This window comes from Fodinibius saliphilus, from assembly GCF_005869845.1.
GTDB lineage: Bacteria > Bacteroidota > Rhodothermia > Balneolales > Balneolaceae > Fodinibius > Fodinibius saliphilus.
In genome coordinates this window covers 285324-301178 of the sequence record NZ_VAWF01000004.1, presented here as the reverse complement: position 1 = coordinate 301178, position 15855 = coordinate 285324, and the positions used below count along the sequence as shown (strand labels likewise).

Here is a 15855-nt window from a genome sequence, read left to right as displayed (position 1 = left end):
AGTATATTTTAGATGGGCTTATAAGGAGATATCTCAACGCCCTTTTTGTTTGATTCTGTATTAAAAGCGGGCATGCCTATGCCGGGCCAATAGTAGGAGTCGGGGGTATCGCGATCACCAAAAACCGCACGTCCCAGCCGGACCATTGTTGCTCCTTCCTCAATAGCCAGCTCAAAGTCATTGGTCATACCCATTGAAAGATGTTTCATTGAAACGTTGTCAATCTGTTCTGCAGCTATAGTATCCCGTAATTTACGCAGCTGGCGAAAGCCGGCCCGCACCTTTGGCCAATTATCGGAGAATAGTCCAATAGTCATTAGACCCTTAATACTCAGACGATCATATTCAGAGGCCGTTTTGATAAATTCGATCGTTTCATCGGGGGCAATGCCGTATTTACTGTCTTCACCGGAGGTATTAACTTGCACCAAGGCATCCATCGTTTTGTCAACTTTTGTAAGTCGCTGGTTTAGCTTATGAACAATTTTTATACGGTCAATCGATTGAATCATTGAGGCGAAGCGAACCACTTTGTTGACCTTATTGCTTTGCAGGTGCCCAATGAAGTGCCAAGATAGTTCGCTGGCACGATCAGCCATCTTTTTGATTTTTTCTTCTGCTTCTTGCACCTTGTTTTCAGCTGCAATACCATATCCGTATTGTTTTGCTTCAAGAATTCGTTTGGGTTCTACTTCCTTTGTAGCCAGTATTATTTGAACAGATTCGGGATTACGCCCGACACGATCACAGGCTTTTACTATGCGTTTTTTAACAATTCTGATATTACGGGGAATGGAGTTAGTCATAAAGTAAAAAATTGAGGCGATGGGAGGATTCGAACCTCCGTACGAAGCTTTGCAAGCTTCAACCTACCACTCGGTCACATCGCCAGTTATAAGCCTATCAGGGCTCCTACACCGGTAGGGTTAGAGTTCTATTTATTTAAATTGTACATTATAAGGCAAGCGTAAATCACCGGAAAGCACCTCATAGATGGCATATACCCCTAGCATGGGTTGTTCCAAATCAGTGGATACTTCCATGTATGCAGTTACGCCGTCGTAACTAAATGACCTTTTATTGTTTACTCGTTGCGCCGGCACAGCAACCTTTAGGGTGTGCTCCCGGAATACCACGGAAAATCCGGGCGAATCGAGGTACATCGGCATACCGGGATTAGTAGGCGGGAGTACTACGCTTTGTTTTTCTTTCTTTAATTCCTTGACGGCTAGTCCTTCGGGAGTATCCTCATTTTTTTCCAGTACAACCCAGTGCGTGTGGAAAGAATTGCCGTCGTTTTCATAATTTTTGTCATTATTCTCATCCCATAATGGGGTGTCGTCAAAGTCGGGATGAGAGGTCACGGCAAAAGCCACGATGCCTTCAACGTTGCCGAAACCTACGTCTGAAGGATTGAGTGTTGTAGGGAAAATGTAACCCAGTACGGGTGCGCCGTTCATTTGGCCGGCGGGCTCGGGTGTTGTGTTGCCGGCGGTTCCTTTCACACTCATTTCGAAGATGAGTAGGTCAAGTTCGTTTTGATAGCTAACCACTGCTTGGTTAAGGTCCATATCTGCGGTGTTGAGGAGGGCTATCTCCTCTTCAGGTGCTATTTGAGCAGTACTGGTTGAGACAATCCCGCTAAGTGTGATAAGAAAAGTCAAAGTTGAAAGTAGTATCCGCAATTCCATATTTGTTTTTTAAAGTTTGTTTATAACTGTGAAGAGGAAATTAGCTGGATTTTAGTTATAAGTCTATCGATATTTACTTCTTACTATCATAAGTATAACTTATAGTTGATATGGAGCTACGACAATTAAAATATTTGGTGTCAATAGCAGAAGAAGGAACGTTTACCGCAGCCGCAGAAAAACTATTTATCTCACAGTCAGCGTTATCGCAGCAGGTAAAACGCATGGAAGAGGAGCTGGGGGTGCCTCTGTTTGATCGTTCTCGCAATCGGTTGCGATTTACTGAAGCAGGGGAGATTCTTCATCAACGGGCCAAGAAGATTATTAATGAGGTAAAAGAAGCTAAAAATGCGATTGAAGATCTTGAAGGACTTTGTCGAGGCACTTTGAGTATAGGTGTTGTGCAAACGGTCAACGCATATCTCATACCCCGGGTAGTTTCTCACTTCTCCCGCGAATATCCTAAGGTTAAGCTGGCAATTGAAGAACTTTCTGCTCCTTTACTTGAAGAAAAGTTATATAATCATGAGCTGGATATTGGTATTAGTTTTAACCCCTCGGTGTATTCAGAGCTCGACTTTGATCGTATTTTCAGCGAGCAGTTGTTGATGATTGTAAATGCTGGGCACAAATTGGCTGACCGCACGGCTATTGATGTTAAAGAGATGGATGGGCAGCAGCTGTTATTGCTTTCCCATGGTTATTGTACCCGAAGGATTTGGGATGCGGTTGCTCAAGAAGAAGAAGTTGAACCTAATGTACAGATTGAAATGAATACCATTGACGGTCTACTTTCTGCTATTCAATACAACACAAAGGTTGGTACGATATTGCCGGCACTGACAATGGAGATGAAGGCTGCCGAAGGGCTTATGGCGATACACCTTGAGAAACCATCTCCCCAGCGCGAAGTAGGTATCTTGTGGCGAAAAGGGGGCTATCGAAATAAAGCATCCAAGACCTTTGCGGATGTTGCCCGCCAACAGTACCGGCAGTTAAATGAATGATAGTAGAGATAATTATGGGGAGCGGTCTGTTTGTATTGAAAATAATTGTATCCTTTTAAAAAGATAGTTTCCTCAAGAGCGGTATATTTTGTTAACACAGAATCGTATACTAAGTTTTGGTTTGATGGGACAAACTTTAATAGTTCCGTTGTTGATCTTTTTCTTATAAATGTCTCAACTTAAGATCACCTACGGTTAAAAGCCTATAGATAAGGAGCTTGTATTGGCATAAAAGCTTATACCGAGGTAGGCATATACACTCAAATTTCGTTTATAGTTTGGTTATTAAACGGGAACTGATGATATTTACAAACGCTCAACTTATGAGCGTCTCTCTTGATGAATAGTTAGGGCCCCACAACTGATACTTGTGGGGCTTTTTTTATGTAATGTCTGTCTGAACATAAACGTATTGGATAATACTTTCCGAATTTTTTGTGACTTATAATTAAGAGAAAAACACTTAAATCTTACGCTGATTTTTGTTGAGGAACATATTTGGTCAGCTTGAGATGATAGTGGCAATAATTTATTACCTTCCATCAAACTGGTTCAGTACTTCTCCTACTGAGTATGAAATAAGCTATATCTAGACCTACAATTCGAATAAAATTCCATGGATTCTTGGTTTGTATATATGATTCGTTGTTTTAATGGGAACCTATATACCGGCAGTACCAACCACTTGGTTCGACGCTGGCACAAACACAAAGAGGGGAAGGGGGCCAAGTATCTGCGCAGTAACGAGCCCAAGGCTGTGGTTTATGTGGAAGAGCATTCTAACAGGTCTGAAGCCTGCAAAAGAGAGTATGAGATTAAACAGTTTAGCAAAGAGGAAAAAGAACTTCTGGTGAGCAATGTAGCTGCTCCTGATTAGTACTGGTCAATAAAAAGCCCCGGCACCCACCAGGACTTTAGAATTATATCTGAATAAGCAGAATATTATACTTCTGCTTTCCTACATTCATTGCACTTAGCCCCTTATCTGTTTTGTTTCTTCTACTTCAAATTCAATAGCTTGGTCATCGGCAAATCTTGTATCATACCCAAGATATTTGATGTTGTTTCTGTGTACAAAAATATATTCACTTTCTTTATTAGGTTGATAGAACCAATGTATTTTGAGAATTGACAGATTAATTTTGCCTTGGGGTGCTATTATAGGAAATGTGTTTTGTACAACCGTAGAGGTCTCTTGTGAAAGGAGTTGAAATAACACCTCTTTTCAATACAGCAGTTTGCATTACAGAAGAATAATTAAATTAAGACTGATAAGTAAGAGTAATAGTTTCAAAAATGTATTTCTACTTTGGTTCTTTGTATATGACAATGTGCAATGGGGAATAACTCAGCTAGTTGGCGGGGTATTGTTAAAAATATGCCACCACTCTTGGTTCATAAGAAAAATGGGGGCAGCTTTAACTCTTCGGGATGTAATATTTGCTGTGTCTTTATCCCTTAATCCTCTACCAAGTCAATATTTTCTTTCACATATTGGCGGACGATCTTCTTATTCCTAAACTGCTTATAGAAACTGCTTGCCAGTAATTCGCCCGGCTCGAAACGACTGAGATACCGGATATGGGGCTCTGTTCGTTGAAGCATCTCCTCTTCCAGTCCGTATTGGCAAAACAGTGCGTATTGTTCCTCATATTGATCAATACTTAAAAGGGGAAGTGTGTCAGCCTCAATTCGGGCTCGTTGTTCCAGGAAGTCCAGCTCCTCTTCAGAGGGACTGGTTTCCGCTTTCTCTGCCTCAAAAATGAACTGTAAATCGTCTTCGTTTATAGACATTGGTGTAGTGTCTTTTTGGATGTTGGTGCAGGTGGTATAAACTCCTTTTCCGGGCACTTTATCAAGATGAAAGTTAGTGATTGGATACAGGAAAATTTAGGAACTCGGATACAGACCACATATGCCAGTATAGAGCTAAATTAGTATAGGCAGAGTATTAGAAAAATTGGGAACAGCCGGCCGAGGATCACTTGTTTCTGCCGTTCAAAACATAGGTATAAGTAAATCAAAAAGAGATTAGGGTGGTATCAAAGCGGTTTCTAGATATAAGATATAGTGCTAATGGGAAGGAAAGGTGCGTAAAGTAGGGTGACAATACGGTGTCTTCCCCTGATGATACGTTTCCATCAACGTTCATTAGACAAATAAAAAAGCTTCAGCAGATGAAAAAGTCAGATTTGATACTACAAGTTCAGGGACCCGAGAGCGTTACATTGAAAATATATATAGAGCCAGATAACTCTGTCAGGCTTCATAAGTCCCAAGTGGTTTCTCCCTGGCCGGATCATTATTCTATGAAAGATATTTTGGCGAAAGAATACCAGGAGCAGAGAGATGGCTTAGACGCCTTCTTTTTGGATAAGTTATTTTACTATTCAGCATAATATATATCCACTGCAATAGGAAGTTGAATGAATAGATCTTAAAAATATTGTAACAAATTGCTTTCTCAATACTCCTGTTAGTAAGACTATTAATTTCGGAGTATGTTCAAAAAAGAATGCAAGATAAAATGAAATTTATTCATCAAGTTTTTTATGGGATCGTACTATCATTGTTCTTATCTATTCCATTTAATATTTCAGCGCAGGTTGTTATTAAAGACCGGATGGAGCTTCAAAACAAAAAAACCTCTTTAGCTTCAACCAATGGTGCATATGAGAACTTTCGGTTTTTCATAGGTTATAGTGGTGATATAACGTTAGATATTAAAACTAGCAGCCGTTATTACTTAGAAGACTGGGTGTTATATGAAGAGGATATCGGTAGAATAGCAGCAGGTAGGGCCATTGATGATTATAACTTAGGTCATTTTCCTCAATGGACTGGTTTTACATTTTATTTTAAGAATAGAAAAACTGGTGAAAAAAGGTATGTCGGATCGTCATCTCACAGGTGTAACCTTGAGCAAGATTACCAAGGTTATTCCTTTTTGGATGTTATGTCTTTAAGTTGGGAACCAGATTCAACAAAATTATCTTTTCCACCTCAAAGAGTAATGAATTGTCTCAAAAAAGATTTTACTGATCCGGGCAATGTACATTTCTCATTTGATGAAAAAAGGTGGGGGTATGTGAAGATAGAAAGAGCAACCAAAAGCTATAATTATGACCTGTACTTAGAGTCCCCAGAACAAAAATTACTTGCTAAAAATGTAGGTGATAAAATTCATCAAACTTTTCGCCTTGGTCCCTATTCGTTAGGTGAGAAAATGGTTTTTTATATTAAGTCCTCACATGATCCTGTCAAAGATATAAAGATGTATGGTAATAAGTCTTTTTGGAAGATACGATTTGAAGGGGGAAGTGATCTTCTTTTTAATGATCTTTCGATAAGTTTAGGTGAAGGTTTAATGCCAAGTGATCCAAATGGGGTAGAACCATATCCGCTTCCATATGCAACTATATATGGAGACACTACTTATGTCTATTTTACAGGACGAACAAACATTGGATGGGATAAGAAATTTCCTAAAGATCAGAAGTTCGATGTTTGGATTAATGAAGAGGGTAAACAATATGGCACTTTAGTATCTAAAGATGGTAAACAACGGGGAGATTATTTAACTAATGTTACACAACCTGTTTTGTATTTAACAAAAACAGTAGATGAGTTAGGTTTTGAACCTGGATTTTCTTCCCCTGATATATTCGCAAAAACAAAACTGAAAGATCCATATCCTCCTTATGAAATTGAGGGGTATGAGCGTATGTCTTTAAGACGAGAAGCTTTAAAAGTAGGTTTTGAAAAGGATCCTATTTCACCCGGTAATAAAACTCTGATCAAACCCTATTTTGAGTATAGGGATGGTGAACAGCAGTATTTTGAGGAAGGTCACCAATTCTATTCAGTAGCTATTATTAAAGGGAAGAAGTATGGGCATTTGGAGACAGCAGATGGCAAAAATATAGGTAATGGGGGAAACTATCTTTCCCCGGGTATCAAATTTGTCGCCAACCCTGATATAGATCAAGAGTCTGCTGTAGTATGGATATATGTTGGTACTGATATTACGTTTGATCGTTCCTTTGAATTGTTATCAATGAATAGTGGGTTTACCAGTAATATGGAAGCTCCTTCTACGAGCCAGGATTCTTTGTTTGATTATACTAAGCAACAAAAGAAACTAGTAGAATATCTTAAGACCCAAGGAGATGAAGAACTAATACAGTATATACGGCTACCCAAAAATAAAGCAGATTCGAGTGCTGGTTTACCACAATCCGCTAGCAGTATATCAACGAGTTCTGAAGAAGGAGAGACATGGTATATGATTGGCTATGGTAGGCTTGAGTTTGGAGAGCCAGAGGGAAATGAAATATTGCTTGGCGAATCAAAATATTACGCGGCTCGATGGAAGAATCCATCTCAGAAAAATGAGATAGTTATTGAAGAGGTAGCAGCTGGTACTGACGGTAAGCCTTCGGAGCCCAGTGGGCTGGTTCCCAATGCGTTCTCAGATTATCCTATCGAGGTAATATCCGGCGGAAAGTCGGGTGTGTATTGGGAGAAAAAGTGGGCTTCAATTGATAGTAATACGGGTTCAATTAGTTCAGGCGATTTGCCTTCAGGTATGGTTCGGGTGATAGGACGCTATTGGGAGAAAGGAAAAGACTATAAGGTAAAGCTGAAAGCTGAAGCAGCTGGCAGCAGTGGAGAACTGAAAATAGAAGTAGTAAAGCCCAACCAGCTTGGCAATAAGTACGGAAAAGCCCGAACTGTGTTAGATGAAGTGATAGATATGGATTCGGTAATTATCGCGAATGCGGGGAAGTATGGGGTTCCGCCCCAGTTGATAAAAGGACATATTGATAAAGAATCATATGCCAAGAATTTTGGTGGCTCAGTTGGTTGGGGATTTACACCTGGTTATTTATATGAGGCATACAATACAGAGTTCAAGATTAGAAGTGCTAAGCGAGACTATGCTATTAACAATGATGCTCCTTACCATTGGTTTGAAAGTCCTTACAAGGTTATAGAAAGTTCGATGGGAACTGGCGAGTCAGTTCCCAGTCATTTGTACTTGGAAAAATTGATCTACCCAAAATCTCCTCAGACAATTTGGGATATGGTAAAAAAATACTCCCATCTTAAGGGAAAGCCGTCTGAAGGTGGTTGGCCTCAATATGGTCAATTAGAAAATTCTGGAAAAATGAAGTTTATCTATGGTGCGCCAAAGAAAATTTATAGTGAAATATTGGGTGGCTTAAAAAGGGATTATTCAGGAGACTCGCTGTATACGATAGCAAGAGATACAATGGCTAAATACCTTAAAAATGAATGGCGTGGAGGATTGAAAAATATGTATGCCCAAACTCGAATAGCTAGTTCGTATGGACCATTACAATTGCTATATACTACTAGTAGGGACTATAATTATCCGATAAAAAGAAAAAGTGGAAAACTAGCAGCTCGACCAGAAGATTTGAGTGAGTTAGCTGTACATTTCAAGGTAGTAATGCTCTTGTATCAAACCCATTTACAAAACCAAGTAACCAAAAAAGTAAACTGGGAAAAAGGATATGAAAAGAGTTGGTATCAGGCTGTGGATAAATGGAATCCATACGCACCTCGATATGAAGAAAAGGTTTTTCAATTCATGAATTTGTATTTACCCCAAACAAATTAATCTACTAACTGTTGTTATGAATAAGAAAAATTTTACGATTCTGACTGTAATGTTATTGGAGTTACTCTTCCCGGCTTACTCCATTGCTCAACAACATGATATAAATGATGAAATCATTCAGAACATTCGGCAACAAATCACAAATAGATTTGGAGTAGATTATGACTTGGCCATTGTAGAATTTGATCAAGCCGAAGGATCATCGCTGTATGAAAATCGGGTCCAAGATCCACATGATTTAATGAATGAAACTTATATTGTGATGGCACTCGGTCCTAGAAATACAGAGAATCAGAATAAAGGGTTCATAGGTATATATGGAAATGGTGAGTTCCTATGGGTTTCCCCAAGAATCATAAATCGTCCTGACACCGGTCTGGCAAACTTTTATGCGAGCCGAGACCTGACAGGAGACGGTAACCTGGAATTAATATTCACATGGAAACAAGGTGCAAAAGGAAGAGCAGGAGAAGTATGGATTGTCAGCTGGGATGGTACCCAAGGTAAAATTGTTAATGGATTAAATGATACCGGCCACGAATCTCAGGTTTATGTCCCTCATGGACACATGTGGTTTGCCGATGTAAATGGAGATGGGGTAGAAGAAATTCAATCCTATAAATTTGGCGATCAGGAAGGTTACAAAACTTTTAGCTGGAATGGACAAGCGTTTGGTTCCTGGTCGGATACTCCACAGCCAGGTCCTAGTACATTCTATCCTCGAGATAAACTGAGTATTTCTGTAAAAAGCTTTGTAACAAAAAAAGATGGGGCATTGCATTATCAATATATATTAAAGAATAAGGAAAATAGTAAGCAGGGAATTAATGAGTTTTATTTATTGCCTCAAATAAAAAAATTGGTAATTGAGCATACTTCTAAACATGGTTGGCGTTTTTCAGATAGGAATCGAACCCCGTTTTTCTTTTGGTCTGACTGGGGAATGGAGCAGGATGAAATACTAGCGGGTGAGACAGATTCTTCGTTTTCATATTCTACAAAAGCCCTTCCGTTTATATCGCGTTATTATATTCAGGGAGCCAACGAGACGCCGACGGATGTTTCTTTTGAAGACATAGTGGAGGATATTAAAACAAACTCTGTTTCTGGTTATACACTTGGGCCGGCTAATCCTCCTGATCCTTTCGATGCGAGCGTATTCACCGACTCCTTGCAGTCTTACACCACCCGGGCCTGCCAGCTGGAGTGGATTACTAACCGGGGCGTTTGCAATAGCCTAGAGAAGAAACTGCAAAATGTAAAACTCCAACTCGAGCGTGGTAACATAAGAACGGTCACCAATAATGTGCAGGCATTTCTAAACGAAGTTGAGGCTGTTCATCGTAACCATTTGACAAGCGAGGGATACAGCCTATTGTATTTTAATACAGAGTATTTATTGAAACAGTTACAGGAAGATATTAACAGAGGACAATGAACTCATTCAAACTTGCCATATCATGTTTGACTATAGTTGTGTTTGGACTGGTTTCAGTTGGTCGTGCTCAGATGAAAGAACCTGGTGTAACAAATGCGGATTATAAAACTATTCAGCAATTAGTAGATCAATATCTGAATAAAAATTTAAAGGTTATTGGTATTGTTAATTTTGACAGTGCGAAAACTTCAGAATATTGGGTCTTTGAAAAACCAATCAGAGATCCTTACGGGACTCTTAGAGATTGTTATATGTTCTTTGTCAGCAATAGATTCAATTCAAGTAATAAAGAGGTTGAAGACCGAATTGGAATTTTCAAAAATGAAGAAATTTTATGGCTATCTAATTCCTTAATTAATTCAACAAATTTTGCCGGTGGAAATTTGAAGGGAGCCATGGACTTGAATAAAGATGGGATAGTTGAGATTTGGGTAGCACTTTATCATGGAATGCAAGGACAAAGTGAGAGCTCGCTAATTTATGAGTGGAATGGCAATCGAGCTGAGTTAATATCTAATACGAACGACGATGGTCAGTCGATTATCAAGATGCGACGGGAATCGTCTGAACTTATAGATATTGAGCCGGATGGGGTATTGGAAATAAAGGGGAAGGGGTTTGATGGAAAGCCTGTACTATACAGTTGGAATGGTCAAAAATATGGTGATTGGGGGATTTCACTTCCAGATCAATTACCTCGTGATGGTATTGACGTAGAAGTTGATGCCATAATTAAGAAAAAAGCAGATAGTGATGAGCTAATTTTTAATTATACTGTTAAAAATAAGAGTGAAAGTGTACAACATGTTGAGGAGTTTGCTTTGAAGAATTTGTATTCAAATACAAATAATAAATCAAGCCCTAAGAATTGGGAATTTAAATCGCTCAATACTATGCATATTGTTGGATGGCAAGCTTCAAAACTTCCAACTGCTCTTTTAGAAGTCGGGAATTCATATTCTTCATTTAGTTTTGAGGCTACTGGACTGCCACGTCCGTCCACCTATTTTGTTAAAGGGAATAATGGTGATTTATCTTATGATGCTAATGATCTTATAAATAATTCAGTTTCTGGAACTACATTGGGATCTTACAGCTTTTTAGGCTCTGTTAAAGAAAATGCAGTAATAGATTCACTCATAACTTATCAGGATCAAGCGTGTAATCTAAAGTGGATCACTCAAAAAGGGATCTGTAATAGTCTGAAAAAGAAATTGGATAATGTTAAAAGGCATTTGAAGAAGGGGAAAGAAAAAACTGCAAGAAATGTACTTACGGCTTATATAAATCAGGTCAAAGCCCAAAAAGATAAGCATTTGACAAGTGAAGGGTATGGGTTGCTTTTCTTTAATGCAGAGTATTTAAAGAATCAATTATCAAAAGAGTCTCCGGGTAAAAACAAGTAAGAGATGTCGTTATGATTGTACAAGTTTATAAAAAAATCGCTGTATTATTTATTATTTGCTGTGTTCCCTTATCACTAATTGGTCAAAAAAGTAAGGTCGAAAACAAAAAGGTATATGAGGTGCCTATAGGCAGTGAGGGTAACCTAATACAACTGGTCCTTGCTAATAGTACTGAAAGAGACTTAAGTAATCTTTCAGTGACGGTGGAGGAAGGTCCGGTCTGGTTTAAGGCTCAAGAGGAAGAGTACCAAATAAAGAGTATTGAAAAAGAGAAAGAAGTGCCTGTAACATTTACATTTGGAATAATAGGGGAGGTTTCGGCCGGTGATTCAGCAATTGTACATATTAAAGCTGAAAACGGATCAGGGTTTTCTTGGTCAAAGAAGATAAGGCTTACAGCAATAGCCCCCTCAGAGTTTAAGTTGATGCCTAATTATCCCAACCCCTTTAATCCAACTACTACTATTAGATATCAATTACCTGATCAAATGAGAGTTAAGGTTACTATTTTTAATGTGTTAGGCAGAAAGGTGGCCACCTTGGCTAATGAAGTTCAAAAGGCTGGTCAACATGATTTGCAATGGAATGCCAGCAATATGGCCAGTGGATTATATTTTTATCGCGTGGTAGCAGAAGGAAAAGATCAGCAGAGGATAGTTGAGCAAAAAAAGATGATGCTTGTAAAGTGAGTACAGCTTCTTATGTCAATTAATTAAAACCTATTCCAGTTTACCCAGGTATCGGTTGCCTCTAGCGAGACTTGGGCGGCTTCGTCAAGATCCGAAAGAAATCTAGCCCGGTCATCGCTTTAATGATATCTACGCTCACCCAATAGTCTTGGATCTCACCGAGGCCCAGAACTGGACCGGCCATGACCCAAACCTCTTTTTCCCTCTCTTCTAGGATAGTCTCTTGGATATATCGCTCTGGTTACGTTATATCCTCGCACCGCCATTAAACCCATCATAGTCTTGAGGGACCACATTAGAAAGGTGGTTAATTCGATAGGTGTCGCTGATGTATTCGGAGCGATCCCGGCCGACCATATCGTCCCTGATATATAGTGCCCCCGGGCGTAGCTGCTCCCCCGTTGTAGAGTCCTTCAGGACTTGTTGCAGTGTATAGTTTTATTCAGATTTATTTCTATCCTAAAGACGAATGAGGAACCGAAAAGACGAGATTTTTTAAGCTAATCTGATATTGCTTTTTATTTTACGGCTTATCCTGAGAGATATGGGGATATATGGACTTCCGAAAGGCATTAGGAAGCCATAAACACAGTTCAAGAGAGTGTTTTGCATACTTTGCGAAAACATGCGCATGTTTCCACAAAAACATAGTATTCAACCAAATGATTGATGCGCATAATCCAATCAAAACATAGGCATAGAAAAAAATCGAATAGGCATGCGATTGAAACGGAACAATTATCGGCCTTTGGAGGCTATGAGGAGGGGTGGTTTTACTTAAAGTGGGGTGACAACACGGTGTCTCCCTAGGACGATACATTTGTGTATAACCATCAGTTAACCACAAATTTATTAACAGATGAAAAGATCAGATTTGATTTTGCAAGTCCGCGGCCCCGGGGATGTTACATTGAAGATATACATAGAGCCTGATAACTCCGTCAGGCTTCACAAATCACAAGTAGTTTCGCCCTGGCCGGATCATTACTCTATGAAAGATATCTTGGCGAAAGAATACCAGGAGCGGAGAAATGGGAAGATCGTCCACCGGGATGCGCGCGAACACGCTGAATTTCATTACCAAAATCTTAAAGAAGCAGTCAGTACGTTAGTTGAAGAGGGAGGAGGCCTGTCCAATCTTTCCATCTCAACGATACGAGATCACTACCGGAAAGAGCTCAGGGAAATTGTTGATATTTCTACAGAGAGTGGTCCTTTTAAAGAAGAATGGGAAGAAGTGCTATCCATTTCATAGGCAAGTACAGTTGTAGTGGAAGTAAATATTTAAAATCTATTATATTCACTGAGCTCGCGTTTTTCCATGTTTTTTTTAAAGTTTGATATAATTTTTTTGATAGTTTTGTTTTCAGCATTGTTTTCATCCCTATATACCAAAGATCGCTCATATCGGTAGTATTTGTCGGTTTTTTTCGCTGGGCTGAAAGCCAGTTAAATGATCCCTAACAGATCAAAAGTGGTCAGCACACAATATTTTATTGTGAATTTTTTCAGCCACATTTACCGAAGCGTCGGTCTCTTTTAGCATGTCGATTTCCTCTCCTCGAATAAGCTCCCTGGTGCGGGGGGGAGCCCTTTAGCTACTACGCGAGTTGTTACCAAGAGATCCTTCAGCAGGCTCAGGATGACGGTGCTTTTATGTTTAGTATTGATGTCATGGTGAGCCAGCCGAACCATCTCCATAAAGATAGGCTATTGTTGTGCAAGGGTTGCTTTAAAAGAGATCAAATAAACTCCCCATATAAATCTTTCCACTCCGGATTTAACCGCTTAATAAGCGCCTCCTTCTTTTTACGAGTCCAGCCCTTAATTTGATTTTCCCGGTCAATAGCTTCTTGGGGATGATCGTACTCCTCAACATAAATCATCTTCGTACAATTGTAGCGTTTTGTAAATCCCTCCACTTCTCTCTTCCGGTGTTGCCAGCCTCGTTTGATAATATCGCTGGTAATACCGGTATAAAGTACCGTGTGATGGGGGTTAGTCATTATATATACGTGATATTTCTTTTCCATAAGATAGTAAGATTGTTTACAGAGGGTGGTCCTTACAGTTTTATTACATTAATGCCTGTTTAGGGGGAGTAAAGCCGAACATCTTTACCAAGGTCCGTTATTCTGAGGGGAATGAGCGCAGCGAATGGACTCGAAGAATCTCCTCATCAACGACCGTCATGGTGAGCGAAACGAAGTGAAGTCGAATCCATCTCCTGGAAGCGATTTGCTCATGGATCAGGGCTAATCCTTTAGATACTACGCGAGTTGTTACCAAGAGATCCTTCGACAGGCTCAGGATGACAGTGCTTTTTACGTACAAGGTATTTTGTAGGCAAATACCATTCTAATTTAATGTTTTGCTCTTTATTTAATTAAGCCCCCCCAGTGTAATTAAGATTTTTAGTATTTCCTTAAATTAGGTTATGCCTTATTTAATATCGTGAGTTTATCTTTAACAGCTTTCTTAAAACATGTCCCTATTTAAGGAAGGTAGGTTTGTTTTAAATAAGCATCTTCCTTATTTAAGAAATAGATCATTTTGTTAAATAGCGAAATCCTTATTTAAGGTCCAATGAAAAATTTCAAAGCAGGTACATATATAAACCAAGATCATTACCAGAGTTTTCAGCCCAATGCTGTTAATCGGCAGTGGCAGCTTGAAAGTATGGAAATTGTGGATTTATTAAGTCAGGCCGATCGCCAGCTGGGCCGCTTAGATATGTATTCTGAATATATCCCCAATATTGATCTGTTTATTAGCATGCACGTGGCTAAGGAGGCGACACAGAGCAGCAAGATTGAGGGCACCCAAACGAAAGTAGAAGAAGCGCTTTTGGACAAAGAACGTGTTGCCCCTGAAAAGAGGGACGACTGGGAGGAGGTACAAAATTATATTGCGGCGATGGATGCAGCTATAAATGAATTGGAGGAGCTTCCGTTTTCGTCTCGCCTGATCAAAAACACGCATAAAGTACTTATGCAAGGGGTACGGGGAGAGCAAAAACAACCGGGCCAATTCAGAACGAGCCAGAACTGGATCGGCGGAGCAACAATTAAAGATGCCCTTTTTATTCCACCTATTCATGAAAGTATCCCGGAGCTGATGAGTGATTTGGAGCACTTCGTGCATAACGAGGAAATCTATCTGCCGGATCTGATTAAAATTGCCATTGTTCATTACCAGTTTGAGACCATCCATCCGTTTCTTGATGGAAACGGTCGGGTAGGGAGGCTCATGATTACGCTTTATCTGGTTAGTCAAGGTATTTTAAAACAGCCGATTCTTTACTTGTCTGATTTTTTCGAGCGCCACCGGCAGGCATACTATGATAACCTGATGCGGGTTCGGGAAAAGGATGATATTATACAGTGGATAAAATTCTTTTTAGCAGGAGTCATTGATACGGCCAAAAGTGGAATCAAAACGTTTGACGCTATAATGCAGCTCCAACAACAAGTAGATCACGACTTGCAGGAGATGGGCAAAAGAGTTGGAAAAGCACAACAGGTGATTCGCCAATTGTATGAACGACCGATTATTACTGCCGAAGGGGTGAGTAAGGCCGCTGATGTTTCTATGCCTACCGCCTATAAGCTTATTAGATCTTTGGAAGATGTTGATATTTTAACAGAGGTAACGGGAGCCGAACGAAATAGACTTTACGTATTTAAACAATACATAAACCTTTTTGAATAATGAGTGAAGTTGGACAAGTTGAGAATAATATCTAAAACCAGGTACTATAGTTATTTTAGGAGCGGCGCGAGCAGTTAAATGAGCTGGTGTTTTGATGTTATACTTTCTCGAAGGGATAATTCATTGATTCTAACATTATGGTCTCATTGATTTTTAGGAGTCAATCCTCAGGTTTAATCCCGAAGTTGATACCAGCAGGTTGGAGGCCAAGACAGACGAGCTGTTCGCCCAAGCTGTAATGAGGGGTTTGGACAGCTGTGGTGGCA

At 39.7% G+C, this 15855-nt stretch carries 15 protein-coding genes and 1 tRNA gene; 9 read left to right on the top strand and 7 right to left on the bottom strand.

Annotated features, from left to right (window positions below; all coding sequences use genetic code 11):
- Nucleotides 1-8: 8 nt before the first annotated feature.
- From FCN14_RS14235 to FCN14_RS14225, 3 genes are all read right to left on the bottom strand, one after another.
- Nucleotides 9-806: a YggS family pyridoxal phosphate-dependent enzyme gene (locus tag FCN14_RS14235; RefSeq protein ID WP_138431961.1), complete on the bottom strand. Its 798-nt coding sequence runs from the start codon at nucleotides 804-806 to the stop codon at nucleotides 9-11.
- A 14-nt stretch (nucleotides 807-820) separates the two neighbouring features.
- A tRNA-Cys gene (locus FCN14_RS14230) sits at nucleotides 821-890 on the bottom strand.
- A gap of 48 nt (nucleotides 891-938) precedes the next feature.
- Nucleotides 939-1664 (bottom strand): hypothetical protein, encoded by a 726-nt coding sequence (locus FCN14_RS14225; protein ID WP_212747655.1) that lies wholly within the window; start codon nucleotides 1662-1664, stop codon nucleotides 939-941.
- Nucleotides 1665-1801: 137 nt separating this feature from the next.
- Between FCN14_RS14225 and cynR the strand changes: the two genes are divergently transcribed.
- Complete coding sequence (gene cynR, locus FCN14_RS14220; RefSeq protein ID WP_138431959.1) at nucleotides 1802-2698, top strand: transcriptional regulator CynR; 897 nt, start codon at nucleotides 1802-1804, stop codon at nucleotides 2696-2698.
- 616 nt (nucleotides 2699-3314) lie between these two features.
- Entirely contained in the window at nucleotides 3315-3575 is a 261-nt protein-coding gene (locus tag FCN14_RS14215) for a GIY-YIG nuclease family protein (RefSeq protein WP_138431958.1), read from the top strand.
- Between the two features lie 581 nt (nucleotides 3576-4156).
- Here the strand turns inward: FCN14_RS14215 and FCN14_RS14210 are convergent.
- Entirely contained in the window at nucleotides 4157-4492 is a 336-nt protein-coding gene (locus FCN14_RS14210) for a hypothetical protein (RefSeq protein ID WP_138431957.1), read from the bottom strand.
- 383 nt (nucleotides 4493-4875) lie between these two features.
- Between FCN14_RS14210 and FCN14_RS14205 the strand changes: the two genes are divergently transcribed.
- From FCN14_RS14205 to FCN14_RS14185, 5 genes are all read left to right on the top strand, one after another.
- Nucleotides 4876-5097 (top strand): hypothetical protein, encoded by a 222-nt coding sequence (locus FCN14_RS14205; protein ID WP_138431956.1) that lies wholly within the window; start codon nucleotides 4876-4878, stop codon nucleotides 5095-5097.
- Nucleotides 5098-5213: 116 nt separating this feature from the next.
- The gene (locus tag FCN14_RS14200; RefSeq protein ID WP_138431955.1) at nucleotides 5214-8345 is read left to right on the top strand and encodes a hypothetical protein; all 3132 of its coding nucleotides are present in this window, start codon (nucleotides 5214-5216) and stop codon (nucleotides 8343-8345) included.
- A 16-nt stretch (nucleotides 8346-8361) separates the two neighbouring features.
- The gene (locus FCN14_RS14195) at nucleotides 8362-9783 is read left to right on the top strand and encodes an FIMAH domain-containing protein (RefSeq protein WP_138431954.1); all 1422 of its coding nucleotides are present in this window, start codon (nucleotides 8362-8364) and stop codon (nucleotides 9781-9783) included.
- Nucleotides 9780-11189, top strand: coding sequence for an FIMAH domain-containing protein (locus tag FCN14_RS14190; RefSeq protein WP_138431953.1), 1410 nt, complete (start codon nucleotides 9780-9782; stop codon nucleotides 11187-11189). The genes FCN14_RS14195 and FCN14_RS14190 overlap by 4 nt, the downstream gene beginning before the upstream one ends.
- Before the next feature lie 11 nt (nucleotides 11190-11200).
- The gene (locus FCN14_RS14185; protein ID WP_138431952.1) at nucleotides 11201-11878 is read left to right on the top strand and encodes a T9SS type A sorting domain-containing protein; all 678 of its coding nucleotides are present in this window, start codon (nucleotides 11201-11203) and stop codon (nucleotides 11876-11878) included.
- Between the two features lie 61 nt (nucleotides 11879-11939).
- Here FCN14_RS14185 and FCN14_RS16040 read toward each other — a convergent pair whose 3' ends face one another.
- Nucleotides 11940-12062 (bottom strand): hypothetical protein, encoded by a 123-nt coding sequence (locus FCN14_RS16040; protein WP_281280663.1) that lies wholly within the window; start codon nucleotides 12060-12062, stop codon nucleotides 11940-11942.
- A 675-nt stretch (nucleotides 12063-12737) separates the two neighbouring features.
- On the opposite strand from FCN14_RS16040, the gene FCN14_RS14180 reads away from it, so the two are divergent.
- Nucleotides 12738-13133, top strand: a complete 396-nt coding sequence (locus tag FCN14_RS14180; RefSeq protein WP_138431951.1) for a hypothetical protein — start codon at nucleotides 12738-12740, stop codon at nucleotides 13131-13133.
- A 487-nt stretch (nucleotides 13134-13620) separates the two neighbouring features.
- Here the strand turns inward: FCN14_RS14180 and FCN14_RS14175 are convergent, their stop codons facing one another.
- Complete coding sequence (locus tag FCN14_RS14175) at nucleotides 13621-13911, bottom strand: GIY-YIG nuclease family protein (RefSeq protein WP_138431950.1); 291 nt, start codon at nucleotides 13909-13911, stop codon at nucleotides 13621-13623.
- 97 nt (nucleotides 13912-14008) lie between these two features.
- A complete protein-coding gene (locus FCN14_RS14170) occupies nucleotides 14009-14212 on the bottom strand; it encodes a hypothetical protein (protein WP_138431949.1) in 204 nt (67 codons plus the stop codon).
- 252 nt (nucleotides 14213-14464) lie between these two features.
- Here FCN14_RS14170 and FCN14_RS14165 point away from each other — a divergent pair, with 252 nt between their 5' ends.
- Nucleotides 14465-15589, top strand: coding sequence for a Fic family protein (locus FCN14_RS14165; protein ID WP_138431948.1), 1125 nt, complete (start codon nucleotides 14465-14467; stop codon nucleotides 15587-15589).
- Nucleotides 15590-15855: the final 266 nt, after the last annotated feature.

What these genes read in the sequence shown, in the direction of transcription:
- cynR (WP_138431959.1), top strand. Translation starts at nt 1,802, where the DNA reads ATGGAGCTACGACAATTAAAATATTTGGTGTCAATAGCAGAAGAAGGA.
- FCN14_RS14205 (WP_138431956.1), top strand. Translation starts at nt 4,876, where the DNA reads ATGAAAAAGTCAGATTTGATACTACAAGTTCAGGGACCCGAGAGCGTT.
- FCN14_RS14210 (WP_138431957.1), bottom strand. Translation starts at nt 4,492, where the DNA reads ATGTCTATAAACGAAGACGATTTACAGTTCATTTTTGAGGCAGAGAAA.
- FCN14_RS14185 (WP_138431952.1), top strand. Translation starts at nt 11,201, where the DNA reads ATGATTGTACAAGTTTATAAAAAAATCGCTGTATTATTTATTATTTGC.
- FCN14_RS14215 (WP_138431958.1), top strand. Translation starts at nt 3,315, where the DNA reads ATGGATTCTTGGTTTGTATATATGATTCGTTGTTTTAATGGGAACCTA.
- FCN14_RS14165 (WP_138431948.1), top strand. Translation starts at nt 14,465, where the DNA reads ATGAAAAATTTCAAAGCAGGTACATATATAAACCAAGATCATTACCAG.
- FCN14_RS14180 (WP_138431951.1), top strand. Translation starts at nt 12,738, where the DNA reads ATGAAAAGATCAGATTTGATTTTGCAAGTCCGCGGCCCCGGGGATGTT.
- FCN14_RS14200 (WP_138431955.1), top strand. Translation starts at nt 5,214, where the DNA reads ATGCAAGATAAAATGAAATTTATTCATCAAGTTTTTTATGGGATCGTA.
- FCN14_RS14190 (WP_138431953.1), top strand. Translation starts at nt 9,780, where the DNA reads ATGAACTCATTCAAACTTGCCATATCATGTTTGACTATAGTTGTGTTT.
- FCN14_RS14175 (WP_138431950.1), bottom strand. Translation starts at nt 13,911, where the DNA reads ATGGAAAAGAAATATCACGTATATATAATGACTAACCCCCATCACACG.
- FCN14_RS14195 (WP_138431954.1), top strand. Translation starts at nt 8,362, where the DNA reads ATGAATAAGAAAAATTTTACGATTCTGACTGTAATGTTATTGGAGTTA.
- FCN14_RS14235 (WP_138431961.1), bottom strand. Translation starts at nt 806, where the DNA reads ATGACTAACTCCATTCCCCGTAATATCAGAATTGTTAAAAAACGCATA.
- FCN14_RS16040 (WP_281280663.1), bottom strand. Translation starts at nt 12,062, where the DNA reads ATGGCCGGTCCAGTTCTGGGCCTCGGTGAGATCCAAGACTATTGGGTG.